The organism is Granulicella sp. L46 (assembly GCF_009765785.1).
Taxonomy (GTDB): domain Bacteria; phylum Acidobacteriota; class Terriglobia; order Terriglobales; family Acidobacteriaceae; genus Granulicella.
Map to the genome: position 1 here is coordinate 1,506,960 of NZ_LMUT01000012.1, position 22,454 is coordinate 1,529,413.

Genomic DNA, 22,454 nt, shown 5'->3' on the forward strand with positions numbered 1-22,454 from the left:
GAACTCTGTCCTATGAGCAATCTTCCCGTTCCCGAGGCAGTCGAGCCCAAAGTACTCGACATCCAGCACGATACCGATCCAGCGCAGGACCACGGGCCTGCCCGGCGCATTCCCCATGCTGGTCATGCGATGTTGTTCTTTTCGCTGGCCTTCCTGATGGTCGTGCTGTGTCAACTGGCGATCTTCACGCTGGCCCACATTCGTTTGGAGTCGGCGCTGCAGCATCCCGGGCTGGGACTAGCGTCGCAAGCGCTGGCCTATGTCCTTACGCTGGCGGCGTCGGCATGGCTGTTTCCTCATCTGTGGGACGTGTCGTTTTTGCAGGGCATCCATTGGAACTTTCTTGCCGCGCGGCGCTACTGGTACTGGATCGTCGGCGGAGGGGTGCTGCTGAGTGCGGCCGCGCAGGCATTGATGCAGCTGCTTCCGGCTCCGAAGACGACCGCGTTTGACAGCATTCTCACGACGCCGCATGCAGCGTGGCTGTTGATGGCGTTTGCCGTTTTGCTGGCGCCGCTGACGGAGGAGATCGCGTTTCGCGGCTTCCTTCTGCCGGCACTCGCTACGGCGTACGACTGGCTGGCGCTGGAGCGCACACCCGCCGGCCTGGATCGCTGGCAGCGGAGTTCGCTTCATTCCACCTCGGCGCTGATCTTCTCGGCGATTTTTTCGAGCATCCCTTTCGCGCTGCTGCATGCCGATCAGCTGGCTCACGCATGGGGAGTGCTTGGAGTGCTGTATGGCGTCAGCCTCATGCTCAGTTTTGTGCGCATTCGGACGCACTCGGTCGCCTGCTCAACGCTGATGCATGCCACGTACAACTTGACGATTTTTGTGGGCATCTTAGTTGCTACGGGTGGATTTCGGCACATGGATAAGCTAAGCCATTGATACCGTTCAACCAAATTCCTAACCCCATAGAGAAGGCGGGCCCGCCAGTGGCGAGAGTGCATAGTTGTCCGAATTGCAGTTGCAGCGATACGTTCCGCGTGCATCGCAAACCTAAGGAGTACCTGATGTTGGGGTATCGGGCGTATTTATGTGCCGATTGCAAGAGCCGTTATCTGGTCTTCGAGCTCGGCAAAATGCTGCAGTGGCGGTCTACGCCCTAGGCTGGGCTGTAGCTTGGTGGGCAACAATCTCTGACAATGCGCAGGCAAGTTCCTCTAAACTAGTAGGGACATGATTCCTACGCTCGAATGGACGCCCGCCGGCGTCAACTTCCTTGATCAGACTAAGCTTCCTCTCGAAGAGACCTACGTTCTCGCCACCGACTACCAGCAGGTAGCCACCGTCATTCGCGACATGATCGTGCGCGGAGCTCCGGCCATCGGTGTGTCCGGCGCGATGGGCGTGGCGATTGGTATTGAGCGCAGCAACGCGTCGACGTTGCCGGAGCTTACTGCCGAGGTTGAGGTGATCTGTTCTACGCTTGCGGAGACTCGTCCCACTGCTGTCAACCTCTTCTGGGGCATCGGCCAGGTGCGGGATATCTTCAACGGACTCGCCGCAAAGAATACGCCGATCCCCGAGATAAAGACCGCTGTCGTCGAACTCGCGAAGCGGCTCTATGACGAAGACATTGCCCAGTGCAAAGCGCTCGGCGCCAATGGTGCTGACTTGCTGCCGAAGCAGGGGACTGTACTCACCCACTGCAATGCGGGAGCGCTTGCCACCTGCGGCTACGGAACTGCGCTTGGCGTCATTCGTGCGGCCGTGGAGCGCGGCCATCACATTGACGTGCTCGCGGACGAGACACGCCCCTATCTTCAGGGTGCGCGACTCACCGCCTGGGAGCTGATGAAGGATTCCATTCCTACCACCGTGCTGTGCGACAACATGGCCGGGCATCTGATGAGCAAGGGCCGCATCCAGGCGGTCATCGTCGGAGCCGATCGCATCGCCGCGAATGGGGATACGGCGAATAAGATCGGCACCTACAGCGTTTCTATCCTGGCGAAAGAGCACGGGATTCCCTTTTACGTCGCTGCGCCCTTCAATACGATTGATCTGGCCACGGCCACGGGCGCGGGCATTCCGATCGAGCAACGCAATCCGCGCGAGGTCACGCACTCCAACGGTAAGCAGATGACGCCCGACGGCGTCGGCATTGAGAACCCGGCGTTTGACGTCACGCCCGCGAAGTACATTACCGCGATTATCACTGAGCGTGGCGTGCTGCGCGCGCCGTATAACGAGTCCATCCGAGCCATGGCCCTGGAGTCGGAGCTAACGCTCGCGGCCGTTTAGCCCCACTGCGTGGAGCTGATTCACCTAGCGTTGGCTCACTCGATGTATCCTCGCGACGTCCAGGTTTGGAGACGAATCATGTGCAGACGTTTCGTCCTTGTGCTGGCTTTCGCGACGCTCGGCTCCGCAAGCGGCGCGCAGTCTGCGTCGAGCTCGCCTCAGCCGGCGAACCCTCCTGCACTTCACGAGAGTCCCGGATCGGTCGCGCTGAGTGTCGCTGTGCAGGGTCAGGATGGCCACCCGATTCGCGGACTGAAACCGCAAGATTTTCGTGTCACCGTGAGCGGCGTCCCGCAAACCATCGCGCACCTGGAAGAGCATTCGTCCCAGGCTTCACCGCTGGCGGCGCCATCCTTCCCTGCTCTACCGCCCGGCACGTTCACCAACTACACGCCCATCGCGCCCGGCGAAACGCTCAATATCCTGCTCATCGATGCTCTCAATACGCCGTTGAAGGATGAGGGCTTGATTCGCTCGCAGCTGCTGCAATACGTTCGCCACGCCAATCCAAACACGCGCATCGCGATTTTCGGCCTGGCGAATCGCATCATCCTTCTGCAAGGCTTCACCTCGGATCCCTCCGCGCTGCGCGACGTGGTTGAGCGCAAATTAATTGCGCGTGTGCCCGCCAGTCCGGACCAACCGGACGCCGACCAGCAGAACGGCTCCAATCTCTCCACTCGTGGCTCATCGGTGGCATCGCCGACGATCAAAGGAAGTCCGTCGGCCGTGAGCCTGGCGGCAAATTTGCGAGCGTTTGAGGAACAGCTCGGCGGAATGGAAACCGGCTTCCGCGTGCAATACACCCTCGATGCCTTCAATACGCTGGCCCACTACCTTGGAGCATTTCCGGGGCGCAAAAACCTGATCTGGTTCTCTGGATCTTTTCCATTCAACATTGTTCCCGACCCTTCGCGGCCGCACCCTTTTAGTGTTACGGATGCGGATGCGGACGAGCTCCGCGAAACGGTCAAACTACTTTCCAAGGCGCAAGTTGCCGTGTATCCCGTCGACGCTCGGAGTCTGATCGCAGCATCGACAACCAAGGCGACGGCCGCCAACCATGTCCACGGCGTCAGCATGGACCTGAGCAAGGCAAACCAATCGCAGGCAGCCGAACATGCCATGATGGAGGCAATCGCCGCAGGCACGGGAGGCCGCGCCTTCTACAATCCTGAGAGCCTGGCCGATGCGGTCAACAGTGCCATCGCCGCCGGAAGCAACTACTACACCCTGACCTATAGCCCAACCAACCTGGCCAACGACGGTTCCTATCGTCCGGTTCACGTTGACGTAACTGGAGTGGGTGTCGACCAACACCCGAACGTCTCCTATCTGCGCGGCGACTTCGGCAGCGACGCAACAACAACCGGGCAAGGCAGGGCTGCGGCCTACGGGCATGCCGCTATGACCCGGGGGGCGCCGGCGCCAGAGGACCTGATCTTCCGAGTCCGCGTTCGGCCCGCCTCTGACACAACCGAGACGACGCTAGCCCCTGACAATGAACTTGCTCCCGTTATGCCTTCGAAGGGGCCGTTCCGCCGCTACGATCTCGATTTTCTGTCGCTGCCCGGCGAACTCACCTTTACACAGCAGCCCGACGGCCGCCGCATCGCAAAGGTGGAGTTCCTCGCGTATGTCTTCGATACGGAAGGCAACCTGCTCGCCACCGCTGGCCAAGGGCTCACCCTTGAGCCCAAGACAAACGACGAGTCAAAGCTCGCGCATAGCGTCATCCGATACCACCTCGAAGTCAGCGTGCCGGATCGCGCCGAGACCTTCCTTCGCATCGGCATGCGGGACGTCACCAGCAACAGGTTTGGCGTGGTGGAGATACCGACCTCAGCCGTAACTTTCCTGCCTCCAGCGACCTACGCACCCGTGGCGCCGCCCAGTTCCCAAGCCCCGCCCGCTCCTTCCAGTCCGGGTGGACGATCCATCCCTCCGCAGGTCTAAAATGTTGCCAGCGAGGACGTTCTCTCCGTCCATGACCCCGGCCATCTTCAATCCGCGTACGCGCTCCCTGGTACGCGGGAATGTTCTGGTCTTTACCAGCGTGGCCGTGGCGACTTTGCTCTCGAAGTTCCCTCACATCCGCGCAACACCGTGGCTGGTGCTGCCTTTTCTTGGCTGCCTGGCGGGCATGGCCGACACGCTGCGGTGCATCCAAAAGCGCTGGAATCTTTACCACGGCGGCGTCATGTTCTGCCTGTACATGGACCTCATGGCCATTATGCTGGTGCTGTTCTTCCTGGTGTATCCGTACCTGGTGTGGCTGGGCGAGGCCTGAGGGGCTGGCACGCGCTGCCGCCCTCGAGCATCCACCCTGTAAACTGACACTTGGCAATGTCAGATAAAACGTTCTACGTCACCACACCGATCTATTACGTCAACGCGCGCCCGCATATCGGCCACGCGTACACCACCATCGTCGCGGACGTGCTCGCGCGGCGTCACCGCCTGCTCGGCGACGATACTTTTTTTCTCACCGGCACCGACGAGCACGGCCAGAAGATTGAGCGGTCTGCGGCCGCGGCCGGGATTCCGCCACAGCAGTTTGCGGACCAGGTTTCGAAGTCGTTTGAGGATCTCTGGAAGCGTATGGGGATCACCAACAACGACTACATCCGCACCACCAGCGAGAAGCACAAGCGCGGCGTGCAGAAGCTGTTTTCGACGCTTTATGAGCGCGGATTTATTTATCTCGCGAGTTACACCGGCAGCTACTGCGTGTCTGATGAGGCCTTTGTTGATGCACCTGTCGGCACACCTTGCCCGGACTGTGGCCGCATCCTCGAAGAGGTCACGGAAGAGAACTTTTTCTTCAAGCTGTCGGAGTTTCAACAGCCCATCATTGAGCTGATCGAGTCGGGCAAGCTTTCGATCACGCCTGAGTCGCGGAGGAACGAAGTGCTGAGTTTCGTGCGCGGTGGGCTCAAGGACCTCAGCATCTCGCGCTCGAGTTTTACGTGGGGGATTCCTGTGCCGGAACCCGCTGCTAACCTCGCTGCGCAGAAGCACGTGATCTACGTTTGGCTGGACGCGCTGGCGAATTACATGACCGCGCTCGGGTATGGCTCGGATGATGAGGCGCTGTTCCAGAAATTCTGGCCGGCTGATTTGCATCTGGTGGGCAAGGAGATCATTCGCTTCCACTGTGTCTACTGGCCAGCGTTTCTGCTAGCTGCCGGTTTGCCGCTGCCGAAGGCCGTCACCGCGCATGGCTGGCTGCTCTTTGAAGACTCGAAGATGTCGAAATCCAAGGGCAACATCGTCCGGACTGAAACCATTCTCGATGCGTTCGGCGATGAGGTGTATGGAAAGCAGTTTCCGGAGAGCGCTAAGCACGAGCGCGATCTGTTTGCTTCGGACGTGCTGCGTTACTTTCTGCTGCGCGAGATTCCGTTTGGGCAGGATGGCAGCTTCAGCTTCGACGCGCTGATTACACGGTATAACGCGGATCTGGCGAATGGGTATGGGAATTTGGTTAGCCGCACGCTCAAACTCGTTGAAACGGGTCTCGACGGCACCTTTAGCGATGTCCATAACATGGGCTTCGTTGTCGGAATCGGTGCCACGGTAGACGAGTCGGTCACAGCGGGCAGGTACTCGTGGACACTAGGCGTTGATCCCGGCACTGGTGGACCAGATCCGCTTTGGGACGCGTCCCCTTCTCTGGAGCAAGCTGTCGATTTCTATCTGGAGTCGCGAAGCTTCTCTCAAGCGATCGAGCTAATTGCACAAGCCATCAAACAAGTAGATGGATTCCTGAGCGAATCCGAGCCTTGGAAGATTGCGAAAGATCGGGAAGCCATCGCTCGAGGTAGGCTCAATGCTGTCCTCTACACCGCCGCCGAATCCATCCGCATCATTACGGCCCTGCTTTATCCGATCCTGCCCTTCGCTACCGCCAAGGTCTGGGCGCAGCTTGGACTGGGCGACATCGAAGTTGCCGCACGTGGCGGCGAACTTAAAAACCTTGAATGGGGCGGGCTTAAGCCTGGCACCCAACTTGGGCCGCTTGGGCCTATCTTCCCTCGCGCCGACAAAGGACTCGCACAAATTATGAGTGACATGGAAAACCCCACCCCCGTAGACACCAATCCCACCGACCCCGCCGCCGCACCGCCCACCACGGCGCCCGACGCTGCGCCGCGCACCACTACGCTTGATCCGGTGCCCGTGCTCCCCGTCGGCGGCAGCACCGCGCTCACCACCGGGCCCAGCGACATCGTCTCTCACACGCATGCCAAGGCCAGCGGCATCTTCGCCAACGAGTCCCCAGCGCCTGTGACAACGGAGAACGGAGAACTCACATCGCCGCAGATCACCATCGACGACTTTGCCAAGGTTGAGCTGCGGGTTGCGCAGATCCTCGTCGCCGAGCGCATTCCGAAGGCCGACAAGCTGCTGCGGCTCGAGGTCGACCTTGGGCCGGACTTCCCGAAGCGGCAGATTCTTTCGGGCATTGCCGAGTGGTACGAGCCCGATGAGCTTATCGGCCGCCGCATCGTCGTAATCACGAACCTCGCACCACGCAAGATGCGGGGGCTTGAGTCGCACGGCATGCTGCTGGCCGCCTCGCACGGCGAAAATGGCAAGCCCGTCCTCGCTACATTTGGCGAAGACATTGCCCTCGGCTCGCGGCTCAAGTAACTATGCTCATCGACTCGCATTGCCATCTTGACGACTACGAGGATCTTCGGGCGATCCTCGCGCATGCGCGTGAAGCGGGCGTGGGCAAGTTGCTCGCGATCGGCATCGGCGAGGGGCCGGACACGATGCACCGCGCGCTTGAGCTCGCGCACGCGCACCCCGAGATTTGGGCTACTGCGGGCATCCATCCGCAGGAGGCGCATCGGGCTACGGCTGAGAATCTTGCTAAGTTGGAGGCCCTGGCTGCTGACCCGCGCTGCCTGGCCGTGGGGGAGATCGGGCTCGACTACTATCATCTCGACAACCCGGACATTGCTACGCAGCAGGCTGCGTTCGTCGCGCAGATGAAGATCGCGGCTGCAGCGGGCAAGCCCATCACGATCCATTGCCGGACCTCGGAACTGGCGATTCCTGCTGCGAAGGCAAAGTACGAGCCGGCGGACGCTTGGGAAGATCTGCTCGCGCTCATCGCGGAGCATTGGACGCCGACGGGGCTTCCTGGCATCATGCATTGCTTCTCGGGGAATGAGGAGCAGGCCGCTCGCTCGCTGGCCGCGGGTTTCTATCTTTCGTTCGCCGGAAACGTCACCTACCCGAAGTCGACAATCATCCAGGCTGTCGCTGCGAGCGTCCCCGCCGACCGCATCCTGGTTGAGACCGACGCGCCGTTTCTTGCGCCTATCCCGCTGCGCGGGCAGACCAACGAGCCCGCCTTCGTTGCTCACACGGCGCGCTACGTAGCCGAACTTCGCGGGATCACAATGGACCAGCTGGCGGAGCTAACCACAGCCAATTTTGGTGCGCTGTTCCCGACGTCACTGTCAGTTTCGCCGGACTTCTGACACAATGAAGAGCAATCACCCGCCACACGGCATCTAAATCTGTAAGAGGACGAAAAACATGGCAGCGGATAACAGCTTCGATATCGTGAGCAAGGTAGAGATTCAGGAAGTAAAGAACGCGATCGACCAGGCGAGCAAGGAGGTCCACGCGCGATTCGACCTCAAGAACTCCAAGTCGACGATTGTGCTTGAGGGCGACGACGTGGTGCAGCTGGCCTCGCAGGACGAGTACACGCTCAAGGCCGTGATCGAGATTCTCGCGCAGAAGTTCGTCAAGCGCAGTGTCTCGCTCAAGAATCTTGAGTACGAGAAGATTGAGCCGGCGTCCAACTCTTCCGTCCGGCAGAAGATCAAGCTCAAGCAGGGCATCTCGTCTGAGCCCGCGAAGAAGATCGTCGCGCTCATCAAGGATTCCAAGTTGAAAGCACAGGCCAGCATCCAGGGCGACACCGTGCGGGTGACCAGCAAGGACCGCGATACGCTGCAGCAGATCATTGCGCTGCTGCGCGGCAAAGACATCGGCATCGACCTCCAGTTCACGAACTTCCGCTCGAACTAGCGTTGATTGGGCGCAATCCGGCCGGCAAACGTCTTCAAATCACACCCTGTAGATTCGTTCACCTGCTACTCTTAATCCAATATGAGCACGATCTCCATCGCGACGGCTGCCGAAGTATTCGACCTCCTGAAGGATGATCTTGCTGCGATTGAGGTGGAGTTTTCCCGGCAGGCCGACTCACCGGTCGCCGTCGTCACCGACATCGCTAACTATTTGATTGCAGGCGGCGGAAAGCGTATTCGCCCGCTGCTGCTGCTGCTCTCGGCAAAGTCGCTGCATTGCGAGAGCGACGCACGCATCCGCCTGGGCGCGGTCGTGGAGATGCTGCATACGGCGACTCTGGTGCACGACGACATCATCGACGAGGCGAATACCCGCCGCGGCCGGCCGTCCTCGAACACTACCTGGGGCAACGCCAAATGCGTCCTTGCCGGCGACTGGCTTTACATGCAGGCTTTCCAGACCGCGTTGGCCGAACGCAACTTCCGCATTCTCGATTTGCTGATTTCGCTCACCCAGGAGATGGTCGAGGGCGAGCTGCTGCAGATGGAAAAGCTCGGGCACCTGATCAACGAGGAAGAGTACTTCGACCTGATTTACCGCAAGACCGCTTGCCTCTTCAAGGTGTCCATGCAGCTTGGCGCTGTAGTTGCGAATCCCACGCTTGGTGACGGCGAGCGGCCGTTTGAGGACACGCTCGGAGAGTACGGCCGCAACCTTGGCCTCGCGTTCCAGATTGTGGATGACGTTCTAGACCTCACCGCTAACGACGAGATTCTCGGCAAGCCCGCCGCCTCGGACCTGCGCGAAGGCAAAGCGACCCTGGCTGTGATTCATGCGCTGGAGCGCGGAACGGGAGCCGACCGCGAGGCCATCCGCACCGTGCTGGCCGACCGCAGCTTTGCGCGCGTTGCGCACGCCGACATCCTTGAGATTCTGCACCGGCACGGCTCGCTGTCTTATGCCATGGACACTGCCTGCGCCTATGCTGAGGCTGCTCGGCAATCCATCGCCGACCTGCCCGTAAGTGATTACAAACGCGCCCTGCTTTGGGTACCCGGCTTCGTTACCAGCCGCGATCGCTAGCCGCTGGCTTCCAACTACAGACGACCGTCGTCGTACTCGTTCTCTAACTCGTCTGCGTCTTCTTCATCCTGTTCATCCGCAACGGTCACAGCCAGATCCTCCACACGCGGGGCGCCACCCGCTTCGGGGTCCAATAACACCTGGATGCGGCTTTCGGCGCTGGCCAACTGCGCCTTGCACGCATCGGAGAGCTTCACCCCGCGCTCAAACAGGGTGACATTCTCCTCCAGGGTCAGATCGCCCTTTTCCAGCTGATCGACGACCTTCTCCAACTCAGACATCTGATCCTCAAAGCTGGCCATTACTTCACCTCCTGATGCAAGCCCAGAACCTCTGTGGTCAGGGCGTATTTCCCGAAGGGCGCACTCACCTGCACGCCCTGTACGGAGCCGCGAACGCTTTCCAACATCTCGCGGGCGATCGCCACACCCTCGGCCAGGGCGGCGTCCTTGTCGGGCGCCGCGGCCATGCGCGCCATGATCTCGTCGGGCATGGAGACCCGCAGATCATTTTTCATGAACTCCGCATTGCGCACGCTGGTCAGCGGCCAGATGCCGGCAATCACCGGAATCCGGAAGCCCTCGATGCGGCGCAGAAAGTCTTCCAGGAGCTTCAGATCGAAGACAGGTTGGGTGATGCAGAACTCTGCGCCCGCCTCTACCTTGTAGGCGAAGCGACGGACCTCGTGTTCGATGTCGGCGACCCCGGGATTTGCCGCCGCGGAGATGGTAAATCCCGTCGAGCCACCGATGGGATTGCGCCCGATATCGAGGCCCTGGTTCAAGCCGTGCACAATGTTCACGAGGCCAATCGCATCTACGTCGAAGACCGCGGTCGCATCCGGATAGTTGCCCATCTTGGGCGGATCGCCCGTGAGGCAAAGGATATTTTTCAGGCCGATGGAAGCCGCGCCCAGCAGATCGCTTTGAATGCTCAGCACGTTCCGATCGCGGCAGGTGTAGTGCAGAATCGTCTCGATGCCGACCTTCTGCTGAATCTGCACACAGAGGCTTTGCGCGCTCATCCGTGCACTGGCGCGCGGCGAGTCGGGCACGTTGATCGCATCCACGCCGTACCGGGCCAGCAAGGCTGCCCCGGCGAGTTCCTTCTCGCAGTCGAAGCCCTTGGGCGGAACAATCTCCACCATCGTCACGAACTTGCCGTCGGCAATGCATTGGCCAATGTGGGAGCGATCACGCAACGGCGGAGGCTCAATGCCGGCCTCGCGCGCCGCACCGGTGGTCACGGTTACGGCCGTAGGGTTCACGGCGGCGACTGCCGTTTCGCCCGCTTGCTGTGCCTCCATAGCGCGCAGGGCACTGCGCATCGCACGAATGTGTGCGGGCGTGGTGCCGCAACAGCCGCCCACCCAATTCGCTCCGGCGCGCACAAACTTACGTGCAAAGCTGCCCATGTACTCGGGCGAGGTGAGATAGATATTCCGCCCCTCGACATTGCGCGGCATGCCCGCATTGGGCATTGCGACGATGGGCAGCATGGTCACTGCGCGCATACGCTCCACCGCGCTGAGGACAGCGGCCGGCCCGGTGCTGCAGTTGCATCCAACCGCGTCGGCGCCTACTGCGACCATTCGCTGCGCGGCAACCTCGGGGCTCGTGCCATCAAGGCAATTCGATTCCTCGTCCACCGTAAACAGCACGACCACCTTCAACTGCGGGGCTACCTTGCGCGCGGCCAGCACGGCCTGCTCTGCCTCGTCCACCGACATCATGGTCTCGAGCATGAGCAGGTCGACGCCGCCTTCCGCCAGCGCTGCAATCTGTTCGGCGAAGGCCGCGCGGGCCTCCTCCAGGCTGGTTTTGCCCAGAGGTTCCAGCCGCAAGCCCAGCGGTCCCATCGCGCCTGCCACAAACGCCTGGGTTCCCTGCTTCTCGCGGATGGCGTCCACACACTGCCGGGCTATGGCCGCTCCGGCGCGGTTGAACTCGCTCACCTTGTCGCGGAGACCAAACCGCTCCAGCCGGAAACTATTGGCTCCAAAGGTGTTGGTCTCGATAATCTCCGCACCGGCCTGGAGATACTGCTGGTGCACGGAGCGCACCGTCTCGGCCTGGGTTACGTTCAGTTCGTCGTAACAGCGATTGATGAACACCCCGCAGCTGTAAAGCATTGTGCCCATGGCGCCGTCGCAAAGGACGGTATCACCCTCGAAAAGTCTGTCCACCGCAGATGCCATTGATCTCCTCTACCGCCCGGCGAATTGAATCGTCTAATCCTCAATCGTATAACGCTGGGGGCTTCTCCGCCCGGCCTGGGAACAGGCCGAATCCCGGACAGATTTAGCAGTTTGCCCTGTTATACTTGGCTTACAAATTGCAAACCCCGCGTAGTTGGCGGCCGAAGTTTGGAGCGGTTCACGTTGAAGATAAGAAGTTTCTCTGCCCTGATTGCGTCGGGCATCCTGCTGGCCACGGCCACGCTAGCACTCTCTGGTTGCGGTGTCGTAGTGCTGTACAAGACTCCTGAGTTCGGCTATGCCGGTCGTCCTGTACCGCCCAGCAAGCTGCTTGAGCGTGTTCTTGTGGCCTTTTCTGCGACCGGAACTTCGGGAGGGCTTCAGATCCTCGATGGCCTTCGTAACCTGCGCGGAAATGTGCAGAACACCACCAAGAGCTTCGGCGTCTCGGGCTACTCTGAGGCTCTACCTATCAGCATCATCAACTTGCCGGAACAGACGACCGGATACGTGCTCTCCTACAACGACGGCAACCTGGTCGACATCAACTACAGCAAGGAAACTGCAAGCGGAACGGTCACCAACTTCGGGGCCGAACCGGCGTCCGCAGCCGCCTCGCCCCTTGGCCTGGCCTTTGCGGGAGCCGCGCAGCAGGCCGGCCAACTGATTTTTAACACCAATGGAGCGACCTACGCCCTGAATCTTCCCGGCGTCAACAAGGTTGTCATCAATCCGGGATTCAGTGTCGTGTTGGCGATGGTGCAGAATTCGAACACGCTGTATCGCATCGTGAAACTGCCGGCGACGCCCAATCCCGTCCTTCCTCCCGGCTACGTGGACTGTGAACCGCTGCTTCTGCCTGCTTATTGTGTGGTTCCCGTTGCCGGAACCTACGATCGCCCGGTGAACGTCGATTTCTCCATCGATGGCAATACCGCGTACGTTCTCAACTCGGGCCCGGAAAACGGCGGCACTACCGCGAGCGTCGCCCTGCTCGATACGTCGAAGCTGAACATCGACACGGTGCCGACGGTTGATCCACTGAGCATCCCTCCCACCGACCCAAGCTACCCGCTGTCCACGCTGACTAGCCCAAGCGGCGGCCCCGTCGCCAATCCCATCGCGATTCCTGGCGGCGTTACGGCCTCCGTCTCTGATGGAACCTACCTCTACCTGGCGGGTCAGCAACTGCAGGCCAGCGGCCCGTACAAAGGGCTCTTCGGCGGCAACCTGACCACGATGAACCTCAGCACGTACGCTGTGAGCGCGCCCGTCTCCATATCCGACGGCACGCACACCAAGCTGCTGTTCGCCGACAGCAACACCCTCTGGATTGCCTCCTCGAACTGCGCCAATGGCGTGCGAGCAGCAACGGCGGCCGCAGAACTGGCGTCCCAGGGCTTTACCGATCAGGCCGGCAACTATAACTGCCTGACCATGACGACGACCGGCACCTCCACGCCGCCGGCCACGATCATTCCCGTGGTTGTTCAGTCGAACGTCTCGAGCGTAGCCGCGGTGGTTGTCCCCTACGCGAACACCAACCAGAATCAGTACTACTACGGGAGCGCGACCGGCCTGTGCTGGGTCCAGAACTACTACAAGGTGTTCACCGGGTACGGCGGCCAGGTCCACGCGTTCTATACCGGGCCCAATCCTTCGCCGATTGTTGAAACCCAGCAGATCGACGCGAATGGCGGAACTCCTGGTACGGAGATCGACAACATCAACTTTACTGTGCAAGGTACCGTCTTCGACGTAGCCTACATGGACGCCGAGACCAACGCCGCAGACTAAGCTTATGGCCACGCCGCAGGCCTCATCTTCCAGACAGGCAACGTCGCTCTCCGCTGATGCAGGTTCGCGCGATGGCCTCGATGGCCTCGACATCCTTGCCATCGCTGCGCATCGCGATGACGTGGAGCAGACCTGCGGCGGGACGCTTCTCGTCCAGCAATCGCTGGGCTGGCGCACAGGCATCCTCGATCTCACACGCGGCGAGGCTGGCACTCGGGGTACGGCCGAGGAGCGAGCCGCCGAGGCGGAAGCCGCCGCAAAAATCCTCCGCGTCTCCCATCGCGAAGCCCTCGACCTGCCTGACGGCAACGTGCAGAATACCCAGGAAAATCGCCTCAAGATCGCCGCCGTGCTGCGTCGGCTTCGTCCCCGCGTCGTGATTCTTCCTTACTGGGAGGGCCGCCATCCCGATCACTACACCGCCTCTACGCTTGGGTATGAAGCTTGCTTCGCGGCTGGCCTGTCGCGGCTGGATCTACCTGCAGAGCACGGCGCACCGCACCGGCCGTACAAGATTCTGTACGCGTCGCTGTACGCCGATGTTCGGCCAACATTTGTCGTCGACATCACCCCGCACATTGAGACGCGCCTGCAGTCTCTGCTCGCCTATCGCTCGCAGTACGGAACGCAGCCTACGGGCGCTGGCCTGTTCGTGCCGCAAGACGATATCCGCGAGCGCACCTTCGCCACCGCCCGCCACTACGGCCTGCTTGCCGGTGTCCGCTACGCCGAGCCCTTCGTCCAGCGCGAAGTCGCCTGCGTCCACGACCTGATGACGCTGCCCGTCCAAAGCATCTAGTCGCGCGCGTTGACCCGCGCCTGGACCTGCTCCACCAGTACTCCCAACCGCTCCTCCACGAACCCCGCCAGCTCTGTCGTGCAATACTCCGGCGCAACGAAACAAAACTGCCGCTTGCGTTCAATCGTCCGCAGCGACACGCCGCCCCATCCCTCCGCAAACACTGCGCCCGCCGGCACGACCAGTGCGTCTACACGGTCAAGATAGCGCAGCGCCGACGGCTTGAAATCCTCAATCGCCGGATCCAGCACGCTCAGAGACACATCAGGCTGCAGAAACCGCAGCACGCTGTTCGATTCCACAATGGCGTTCTCGGACTCCGCCAGCAGCGCACGCACCCGCGGCATCGCCTCGCTCAACTGGCCCTGCCGGGTGCGCACCCAGAAGGACCGCTCCGCCCCCGCGGCGAGATACCGCGATGAGTCTGTGCCACTCGAGCGGTCGCGCTCCTGGCTGATCGCAATCGTATGGTCCGCCGTCTCGCAATCGCACGGCTCCCCATTGGCCGAGCACACTCCATGCCCAAACTGCGTGATCTTGATTGCTGTCCAGTGCCTCTGCGGCAGGGCGGCGATCAGGCCAGCCACAATACTGGTCTTGCCGATATTCCGCGTGTGTCCGCCGACCACGACGACCGCCATACTCACCTCTTTACTTCAGACCCCGCCCGTCCCTATTTCAGACGCCGCACGCGCGCGATCGTCTTCAGATAATCCTTTAGCGGCTCGGCGGGGACGCCCATGAACATCTGTCCCGGCCCCTCCAGGTGCTTGCCCGGAAACACGCCCGCAGCCCCTCCGAGAATCACTCCCGGCCCGATGTGCACGTGATCGCCCAGCCCTACCTGCCCCGCCAGGACGGCGCCATCCTCCACCACGCATGATCCCGAAATTCCAACCTGTGACGCCATCAGGACATTTTTCCCGATCCTGCAGTTATGCCCGATGTGCACCTGGTCGTCGATCTTGGTCCCGCGCCCAATGCGGGTCTCTCCCAGCGCGCCGCGATCGATTGTGGTGTTCGCGCCAATCTCTACGTCGTCCTCAATCACCAGGCGTCCCTGCTGCGGAAACAGCAGATGCTCGCCCGTCTGCGCATTGCGTGCATAGCCAAAGCCTGTTGCACCCAACACCGCGCCAGCCTGCACCACTACTCGATTCCCAATCTCCACGCCGTGCAGAATCACCGCTCCGGCGGCGATCTCCACGTCATCGCCGAGAACGACGCCTGCTTCCACCACGGCGCGCGCTCCAATCTTCACCCGCTCGCCCAGCTTCGCCGACACATCCACCACCGCGGACGGATGCACCTCACTACCCGTCCTCGCCTCGACAAGCGCCTTCGCACAGAGCGCGAAGGCATAGCGGGGATCCTTCACCACGAGCACGCGCGCATCGGGTTGCGCGCCAACGTGCCGTGCCAGAATCAACCCCGCACTCGTCGCCATCGCCGCCAGCAAGGAGCGCACATCCTCCGCAAACACCACCGCGTCCGGCCCTGCGCTCTCAAGAGCCGACACGCGCGAAATTATCGCCGTCGAGGCCGTGGACGCTCCAAGCAGCTCTGCAATCTCCGTCGCACTCAGTGTCTTCGCGCTCATCCGTACAGCCGCTCCTCGCCTTCGGGCCTGGTCTTCCAGCGGCGATGCACCCACAGCCACTGCTCGGGATAGCGTCGCACATACGCCTCGATCGTTGCCGTAAAGAGAGCGGTGTTGGCCAAAATATCGCTGGCCATGTCGCCGGTGCGAATCAGCTCCAGCTCATCACCAAAGCGGAGCACGTACTTTTTCTCCGCTGCCTCCCACACCAGGAAGCCCGGCAGCACGGCCGCGCCTGAATGCAGCGCCACCCGCGCGAGGCCCGACGCGGTGCAGGCGTCCACTCCAAAGTAGGGCACAAACACCCCCTGCGGCGGCGTCATGTTCGTGTCCATCAGGATCCCCACCGTCTCTCCCCTACGCATCGAGCTCAGCAGCCCCCGTGCAAAGTCGTCCTTATGAATCACCCGGTTTCCATGCAGGCACCGGATCCTGTTCACAAACTCATCCACCAGAGGATTATCCAGCCGCCGGATCACCAGCGACATGGGATACCCCATCAGCGAGTGGTAAAAGCTCGAGAGCTCCCATGCTCCCAAATGGCCGGTCAACACCAGCACGCCTTTGCCCTTCTCCCGCGCGGCAAGGTAATTCTCCAGCCCGTCGTACCGGATGAATTTTGACGCCTGCTCCGCGGTGTATCCGCTCATCTTGCAGAATTCGCCGATCTGCCATCCCAGCGAGCGAAAGACGCCGCGCAGGATTGCCTCGCGCTCCGGCGCGGTCTTCTCCGGCATGGCAAGCTCGAGATTCTGCAGGCCCACGCGACGCAGCCGGCCCAGCAATACCCATGCCGCTGCCCCAAGGCCAGCGCCAGCCCCCCTTGCCATGCCACGTGGCAGGATTCCCACCGCTCCGGCCACGAGCTGCAGCGCCAGGTTTTCCAGCCGCTCACGCAGACTGATCCTTCGCACCGCCACGTTCTGAATCGCAGTCGCCAACATCACCCAGTGTACGCAAATTAGAGGCGAATCCGTGTTCTACGGGGCCAGTCGGAAACAAACAGGGACGGCCGGAGCCGTCCCTTTGCTTCGTACCGGAGTTTGTCCTGCAAGATGCTGGTTTAGTGGTTGTCCTTCGACACTACGAAGTAGCGAGCCACGGTGCCGACAAAGCCACGCGCATTTTCAGGGGTCGGGACATCGCCGCGCAGAATTTCACTGAACGGGATATCGTGGCCGAATTCCTGGGTCGTAAACTCCTGATTCTGTGAAAGTACAGTGCCATCCAGATCGATACCCGCAAACAATCCCTTGCTCCGCGAGTAGGTGAGGAACTCAGCATTGAGCTTCCAATCCGTCCCCGCCTGCGCGTTGCGGCCAACCGGACCAGCCGAAGCTGCGGCGTCCGCGCCGAGCTTGACCTTGTTCCTCAACATGGCTTCGAGGCCGTCGTGATTCATCGCAACCAGGATCAAATCAGTCGCCTGACCGCCAATCTGAAATCCGAAGCTGCCACCCGCCAACTGCACGAACACCGGAGCGCTCCAGCCACGAGGCGTGCGGCAGGTCGCCACACCCTGGCCATATTGCGCTCCAACCGCGAACGCTGCCTTCTTGTAGGACGGAATCACGACTACGCAGTGCGCGCCCGCCAAAATCGACTGCGGAATCGCCTTATCCGGAGTAGACATCACTTGGTCTATCACCGCGGTTGCCGCTTCAATACGGTCAGTCAGCTTGCTATCATCCTGCGCCCGAGCAGAAACGACACTCGCGCACATCGCGAGGCCACACAGAACTCCAATAACCTTTTTCATTTAAACCTTTCGTACGAGAACCGATTTGCGGTCAAGGACATATCGTCCCGCGACCACAATCAATCTGATGGACGCCAGCCACATCGGGTTGTACCCCAGCCAGATTGGCTCAGAGAGCAAAAAAAGTGGGTTGCGAAAGTGCGCTATTAGCAGCAACTTTCGCAACCCTATTCTCCCAGGTTTGTACTGCATTCACTATGCCTCTTACGCCCGTAGGTTACAAGAGTACCTAGTAATGTAGACCTTTGATTGTTACTAAAGAATTACAACCAGATTTTCTTCGAAAAGCCGGGGTATCTCGGCCTGCGACGGTAACTTACTCGTCGTCCTGTTCCTTCTGTTCCATTGCTCTCAGCGTCAGCTCTACCCGATTTTTCGCCCGCGTCTTGCGCAGCATCCTTCCGAGGTGTGCTTTCACCGTGGCCTGCTCAATTCCCATCGCCGCGGCAATCTCTCGATTGGAGCGCCCATTCATCAGCAGATGCAGCACTTCACGCTCACGCCCGGTGATCATCTCTTCAATGGACTCATGCTGCACGGGTGGCGCCAGGCTTTCGGCTCCCGCGGTTCCCGCCTCCACGAGCCTGGCCAGAACTTTGCGCGGTGCCCAGATGGATCCATCCAGGATGATCTCGATGGCCATACTGATCTCGCTCACACCGGCGCTGCGCAGAAGAAAACCCTTTGCGCCCACTCCGATGACGGACTGTATCTGGTCCGGGGTCAACGGGTCGCCCATCACCACCGGCTTCAACGACGGTCGCTCTCTGCGAATGTGCGTAATCGTGTGCAGGATGCCGTCCAGCGGCTCCTGGAGGTCCAGCAGAACGAGGTCGAGATCCGGCGCGCTACACACGTCGTCCAGCTTCAACGGATATGCCACGACGCCGGCGGTTTCTTCGAGGATAGCCACCAATCCCATCGAACGCAGGGAGTCCGCCGCTACGACACCGATATTCGCTTTCATTTCATTCGTCACGAGCTGCGATTCTCATTACGCCGGTGATCGGTCTTTCTGACGCCGTCCGGCGGTGTTTGGATGTTCGCCCAGCAGTCTTCTTCACTCGTCCAGCAGTCCCGACTACCTTCTCCAGCAGAAAAAAACTCAATCGTCCAGCAGCACTAATTCCATCATTAGTTCCATCGTTCAGCTATTTTGTTATAGCTTCGGCAACACAATTCCCTGCTGCCTCTGATACTTGCCGTTCCGATCTCCATAGCTTACCTCGCATACCTCATCGCTCTGGAAGAAAAGTATCTGGCACAGGCCTTCGTTGGCATAGATGCGCGCCGGCAGCGGCGTTGTATTCGAAATCTCGAGCGTCACAAATCCTTCCCACTCAGGCTCAAACGGCGTCACATTCACAATAATCCCGCAGCGTGCATACGTGCTTTTGCCCACGCAGATCGTCAGCACATCGCGGGGAATGCGGAAGTATTCCACCGAGCGCGCCAGGGCAAAACTGTTCGGCGGAACAATGATGCTGTCTGCCTCGACCGACACGAACGAACGCTCATCGAAATTCTTGGGATCGATGATTGCGCTATTCACGTTCGTGAAAATCTTGAACTCATTCGAAACCCGCAGGTCATATCCATACGACGAAAGCCCGTACGAGATCACACCCTCGCGCACCTGCTTCTCACTGAACGGTTCGATCATCTTGTTCTCAACAGCCTGCGTCCGAATCCATCTATCGCTCTTAATCGACATCTCGTTCCCACGGCTGCGGCAACTTTGCCGCGCACAAACCTTTCCATCGGATAGTACGTCCCTTTGAGCCTATCGCAAACTTTAGTCCATACCGCGCCTCCCCGTCAGATTTTGCCGATCTCGTCTGAGGAAAAATTGACAACCAAATCCTGTCTTTCTACCATCGCAGTGTAGGCTGTAAGTCAGTCAGAACCTCCCCACGTTGTGGGACTTGAGCACAGGAAGGCGACATCCATTGATCAAGCAGGACCTAATCCAGCGGGTAGTTGAGCGCACCGGCCTTCCACGGACTAAGGCAGAATCCGCCGTGGACGCCATCTTTGAAGCGATGAAGAAGGCCCTCGGCGGTAGCGACCGTATCGAACTCCGAGGCTTTGGCGTCTTCACCGTCAAGCCCAGGAAAACCGGCGTCGGACGAAATCCGCGCACCGGCACCGAGGTAACCATTACGCCCGGTAAGGCCGTCCGATTCAAGCCGGGCAAGGATCTCCAGGCGCTCGGCTAGACCCAAGAGTCATGAACGACGCACGAGGCCTCGCCTCCGTGCGTCGTTTTTTTGCCTTCAATGCACCGTCGAACCTCCTGTGAGCCACGGCAATCGGTCGGAAGACCTACATCAGGTGCATCGGGTCGACGTCCACCAAAATAGCCCGTCGCGGAATTTCCTCGCGATCCACCACCACCAACATCTCCCGGATCGCCGCTCCCAGCACATCGCGGCGATCCGCTTTCAGCACCAGGTGATAGCGGTAGATGCGCTTTAGCCGCGAGTTCGGCGCCGCGGCCGGTCCCAACACCCGCACGCCCTCCAGCTTGCGCTGCTGCAACCAGCGTCCAAGCTTCGTCGACCACTCCAGGACTTCTTCCAATCGCTCGCTCTGAATGATCACGTTGGCCAGCACGCTGAATGGCGGATACCGCATCGCTCGGCGGAAATAGAGTTCCCGCGCGGCGAACCCGGTGTAGTCGTGCTCCCGCGCAAACTGGTTCACGTAGTGGTCCGGCTGGTAGGTCTGCACCAGGACTTTTCCCGGCAGCTCGCCGCGCCCTGCCCGCCCACTCACCTGCGTCAGTAGCTGAAACACCCGCTCCGCCGCGCGAAAGTCCGGCAGCCCCAGGGCAAAATCCGCGCCCACCACGCCCACCAGCGTCACGCCATGAATGTCGTGCCCCTTGGCGATCATCTGGGTGCCCACCAGCAAGTTGATCTCGCCCGATTGGAGCTTGCCCAGCAGCCGCTCCATATCGCCGCGGCTGCGCACGGTGTCGCGGTCCATGCGCCCGATCCGTGCGCCGGGGAACAGCTCCTGCAGCCGCTCCTCGCCCTGCTGCGACCCCGCGCCGAGGTAGTACAAGTGCTCGCTCTGGCACTTCGGGCAAGCCTTCGGAACGGTCCTCCGATAGCCGCAATAGTGGCACTCCAGCCGCTGTCCCACGCGCGCTTCGCCATTCAGGCTGTGCTCCTCGCCGCCCTTGTGATACGTCAGAGAGATCGCGCAGTTCTCGCACTCCAGCTTCTCGCCGCAGCTCCTGCACATCACCACAAAGCTGTAGCCGCGCCGGTTAATCAGGATCACCACCTGCTCGCCGCGATCGATCGTGGCCTGCGTCTCCTCGATCAGCCGCCGCGAGAATAGCTGCTCCTGCCCGGTCTCGCGGAACTCCTCGCGCATGTCGATCATCTCGACCTTGGGCAGCGGGCGGGCTTCCACGCGCGCCAGGATTTCCACCCGCGCATAGCGCCCCCGCTCCGCATTCTGCCAGCTCTCGAGAGACGGCGTCGCCGAGCCAAGCACCACCGTGCAGCCCAACAATTTTGCGCGCATCACCGCAACATCGCGCCCGTGATAGCGTGGCGTCTCCTCCTGCTTGTAACTCCCGTCGTGCTCCTCGTCGACAAGAATCAGCCCGAGGTCCGGCATCGGCGCAAACACCGCCGAGCGCGTCCCAATCACCACACGCGCCTCGCCCCTGCGAATCCTGTGCCACTGCTCGGCGCGCTCGTCGGGTGTGAGTTGCGAGTGCAGCAGCGCGACCTCACCGCCGAACGCAGCCACCATCTGCGCCGCCGTTCCCGGCGTCAACCCAATCTCCGGAACCAGCAGCAGCGCACTCTTCCCTGCGACCAGCGCCCGCTGCATCGCCGCCACATACACCGCCGTCTTGCCACTCCCCGTAATTCCATACAGCAGGTGTGGACGAAACCCACCCTTTTCCATCGCCGCGACAATCGTGCCGAGCGCCTCCGTCTGCGCCTCGTTCAGCACATGCTCATGCGCAAACTTCTTGCCTTCCTGCTGCAATCCGGTCACATGGAACGCCTGCGCGGTCTCTTCCAGCCGCACAAGTCCACGCTTCACCAATGTCCCCAGCGTCGAGTCCGGAATACCGCGCGCACTCATTCGCCCGCGTAACTCCCGCACCAGCTCCCGTCCGCCACAACCGGCCAGCTCCGCCATTACAGCAAGCTGATTCTCATTCAACTTCGGCAGCCGCTTCCCACCAACCTCCGCAGCCGGGTGCCCCATTTTTACGGCGGCCTCATCGTCTCTAAGGTGGGATGATTCCGCCTCTGTAGCCCCCACTAACACCGCCAGCATCTCCACGCGCCGAGCATCACGCACCTCGGCCAGCGGCTCTCGTACCAGCCACCGCTTCTTCGCCATCGCATCGAGCAACGCCTTGTTCGCGCCCGTTGCGCTGCGAATCGTAGCTGTCTTCCCGGCCTCTCCGCTCTCAAGATAATTCAACACGGAATATTCGCGATTCTGATCCTCGACACTGAGTTTCGACCGCCGCGACGACCCCTTCGCCGCGCCCTCGTACAGCACCTTCCGCCCCTGCTCACCAATCTTGTAGACCCACTGCCGCCGCACTTCCGCGGTCAGCGGCATCATGCCGCGCAGCACCTCGCCCAGCGGAGCACAGTAGTACGCCGCCACCCATTTACCGAGCTCCATCAACTCGCCCGGAAGCAGCGCCGCTTCATCCATCACCTGCTGAACGCGCTTGACCTCGACGTCATCGCCCGGCGCAACATCATGCAGCCCGACCACCACCCCCACCAGCCGCTGCCCGCCGAACGGCACCATCACGCGCGCGCCGACCTCCGCCTCAAGCCCACCCAGCTCGTACGTAAAAGCCCGGTCCAGCGGCACCGGCAACGCGACATCGCAATACACACTCACTCTTACA

At 60.9% G+C, this 22,454-nt stretch carries 20 protein-coding genes; 11 read left to right on the plus strand and 9 right to left on the minus strand.

Going from position 1 to position 22,454, the window contains the following annotated elements; all coding sequences use genetic code 11:
- Positions 1-12 precede the first annotated feature (12 nt).
- The 8 genes from GSQ80_RS15730 (at position 13) to GSQ80_RS15765 (ending at position 9,393) form a co-directional block, all read left to right on the plus strand.
- Positions 13-891, plus strand: a complete 879-nt coding sequence (locus GSQ80_RS15730; protein WP_158788504.1) for a CPBP family intramembrane glutamic endopeptidase — start codon at positions 13-15, stop codon at positions 889-891.
- A 291-nt stretch (positions 892-1,182) separates the two neighbouring features.
- Complete coding sequence (mtnA, locus tag GSQ80_RS15735) at positions 1,183-2,250, plus strand: S-methyl-5-thioribose-1-phosphate isomerase (RefSeq protein WP_158788505.1); 1,068 nt, start codon at positions 1,183-1,185, stop codon at positions 2,248-2,250.
- A 78-nt stretch (positions 2,251-2,328) separates the two neighbouring features.
- Complete coding sequence (locus GSQ80_RS15740) at positions 2,329-4,206, plus strand: VWA domain-containing protein (RefSeq protein WP_158788506.1); 1,878 nt, start codon at positions 2,329-2,331, stop codon at positions 4,204-4,206.
- Positions 4,207-4,237: 31 nt separating this feature from the next.
- On the plus strand, positions 4,238-4,540 hold the full coding sequence (locus GSQ80_RS15745; protein WP_158788507.1) for a permease: 303 nt from the start codon (positions 4,238-4,240) through the stop codon (positions 4,538-4,540).
- A 56-nt stretch (positions 4,541-4,596) separates the two neighbouring features.
- A complete protein-coding gene (gene metG, locus GSQ80_RS15750; RefSeq protein ID WP_158788508.1) occupies positions 4,597-6,906 on the plus strand; it encodes a methionine--tRNA ligase subunit beta in 2,310 nt (769 codons plus the stop codon).
- 2 nt (positions 6,907-6,908) lie between these two features.
- A complete protein-coding gene (locus GSQ80_RS15755) occupies positions 6,909-7,748 on the plus strand; it encodes a TatD family hydrolase (protein ID WP_158788509.1) in 840 nt (279 codons plus the stop codon).
- Between the two features lie 58 nt (positions 7,749-7,806).
- Positions 7,807-8,307, plus strand: a complete 501-nt coding sequence (locus GSQ80_RS15760) for a YajQ family cyclic di-GMP-binding protein (protein ID WP_158788510.1) — start codon at positions 7,807-7,809, stop codon at positions 8,305-8,307.
- 81 nt (positions 8,308-8,388) lie between these two features.
- Entirely contained in the window at positions 8,389-9,393 is a 1,005-nt protein-coding gene (locus GSQ80_RS15765; protein ID WP_158788511.1) for a polyprenyl synthetase family protein, read from the plus strand.
- Between the two features lie 14 nt (positions 9,394-9,407).
- Here GSQ80_RS15765 and xseB read toward each other — a convergent pair whose 3' ends face one another.
- Positions 9,408-9,695 (minus strand): exodeoxyribonuclease VII small subunit, encoded by a 288-nt coding sequence (xseB, locus tag GSQ80_RS15770; protein ID WP_158788512.1) that lies wholly within the window; start codon positions 9,693-9,695, stop codon positions 9,408-9,410.
- On the minus strand, positions 9,695-11,590 hold the full coding sequence (locus GSQ80_RS15775; protein ID WP_158788513.1) for a bifunctional homocysteine S-methyltransferase/methylenetetrahydrofolate reductase: 1,896 nt from the start codon (positions 11,588-11,590) through the stop codon (positions 9,695-9,697). Before GSQ80_RS15775 ends, xseB begins: the two co-directional genes overlap by 1 nt.
- Positions 11,591-11,773: 183 nt before the next feature.
- Between GSQ80_RS15775 and GSQ80_RS15780 the strand changes: the two genes are divergently transcribed.
- Positions 11,774-13,387, plus strand: coding sequence for a hypothetical protein (locus GSQ80_RS15780; RefSeq protein ID WP_254059675.1), 1,614 nt, complete (start codon positions 11,774-11,776; stop codon positions 13,385-13,387).
- Positions 13,388-13,391: 4 nt separating this feature from the next.
- Positions 13,392-14,186 carry a bacillithiol biosynthesis deacetylase BshB1 gene (gene bshB1 / locus GSQ80_RS15785; protein ID WP_158788514.1) on the plus strand — a complete coding sequence of 265 codons (795 nt, stop codon included), beginning with the start codon at positions 13,392-13,394 and terminating at the stop codon, positions 14,184-14,186.
- Here the strand turns inward: bshB1 and GSQ80_RS15790 are convergent.
- The 6 genes from GSQ80_RS15790 to dcd form a co-directional block, all read right to left on the minus strand.
- On the minus strand, positions 14,183-14,827 hold the full coding sequence (locus GSQ80_RS15790; protein ID WP_158788515.1) for a hypothetical protein: 645 nt from the start codon (positions 14,825-14,827) through the stop codon (positions 14,183-14,185). The genes bshB1 and GSQ80_RS15790 overlap by 4 nt on opposite strands.
- 32 nt (positions 14,828-14,859) lie before the next feature.
- Positions 14,860-15,786, minus strand: coding sequence for a UDP-3-O-(3-hydroxymyristoyl)glucosamine N-acyltransferase (gene lpxD / locus GSQ80_RS15795; protein ID WP_158788516.1), 927 nt, complete (start codon positions 15,784-15,786; stop codon positions 14,860-14,862).
- Positions 15,783-16,730: a lysophospholipid acyltransferase family protein gene (locus tag GSQ80_RS15800; RefSeq protein WP_158788517.1), complete on the minus strand. Its 948-nt coding sequence runs from the start codon at positions 16,728-16,730 to the stop codon at positions 15,783-15,785. Before GSQ80_RS15800 ends, lpxD begins: the two co-directional genes overlap by 4 nt.
- A gap of 119 nt (positions 16,731-16,849) precedes the next feature.
- Complete coding sequence (locus GSQ80_RS15805) at positions 16,850-17,545, minus strand: lipid-binding SYLF domain-containing protein (RefSeq protein ID WP_158788518.1); 696 nt, start codon at positions 17,543-17,545, stop codon at positions 16,850-16,852.
- 316 nt (positions 17,546-17,861) lie between these two features.
- Complete coding sequence (locus GSQ80_RS15810) at positions 17,862-18,524, minus strand: response regulator transcription factor (protein WP_158788519.1); 663 nt, start codon at positions 18,522-18,524, stop codon at positions 17,862-17,864.
- A 180-nt stretch (positions 18,525-18,704) separates the two neighbouring features.
- Complete coding sequence (dcd, locus tag GSQ80_RS15815; protein WP_158788520.1) at positions 18,705-19,259, minus strand: dCTP deaminase; 555 nt, start codon at positions 19,257-19,259, stop codon at positions 18,705-18,707.
- A 235-nt stretch (positions 19,260-19,494) separates the two neighbouring features.
- On the opposite strand from dcd, the gene GSQ80_RS15820 reads away from it, so the two are divergent.
- A complete protein-coding gene (locus tag GSQ80_RS15820) occupies positions 19,495-19,764 on the plus strand; it encodes an HU family DNA-binding protein (protein WP_158788521.1) in 270 nt (89 codons plus the stop codon).
- A 106-nt stretch (positions 19,765-19,870) separates the two neighbouring features.
- Here the strand turns inward: GSQ80_RS15820 and priA are convergent, their stop codons facing one another.
- Positions 19,871-22,447, minus strand: coding sequence for a primosomal protein N' (gene priA, locus GSQ80_RS15825; RefSeq protein ID WP_158788522.1), 2,577 nt, complete (start codon positions 22,445-22,447; stop codon positions 19,871-19,873).
- Positions 22,448-22,454 lie beyond the last annotated feature (7 nt).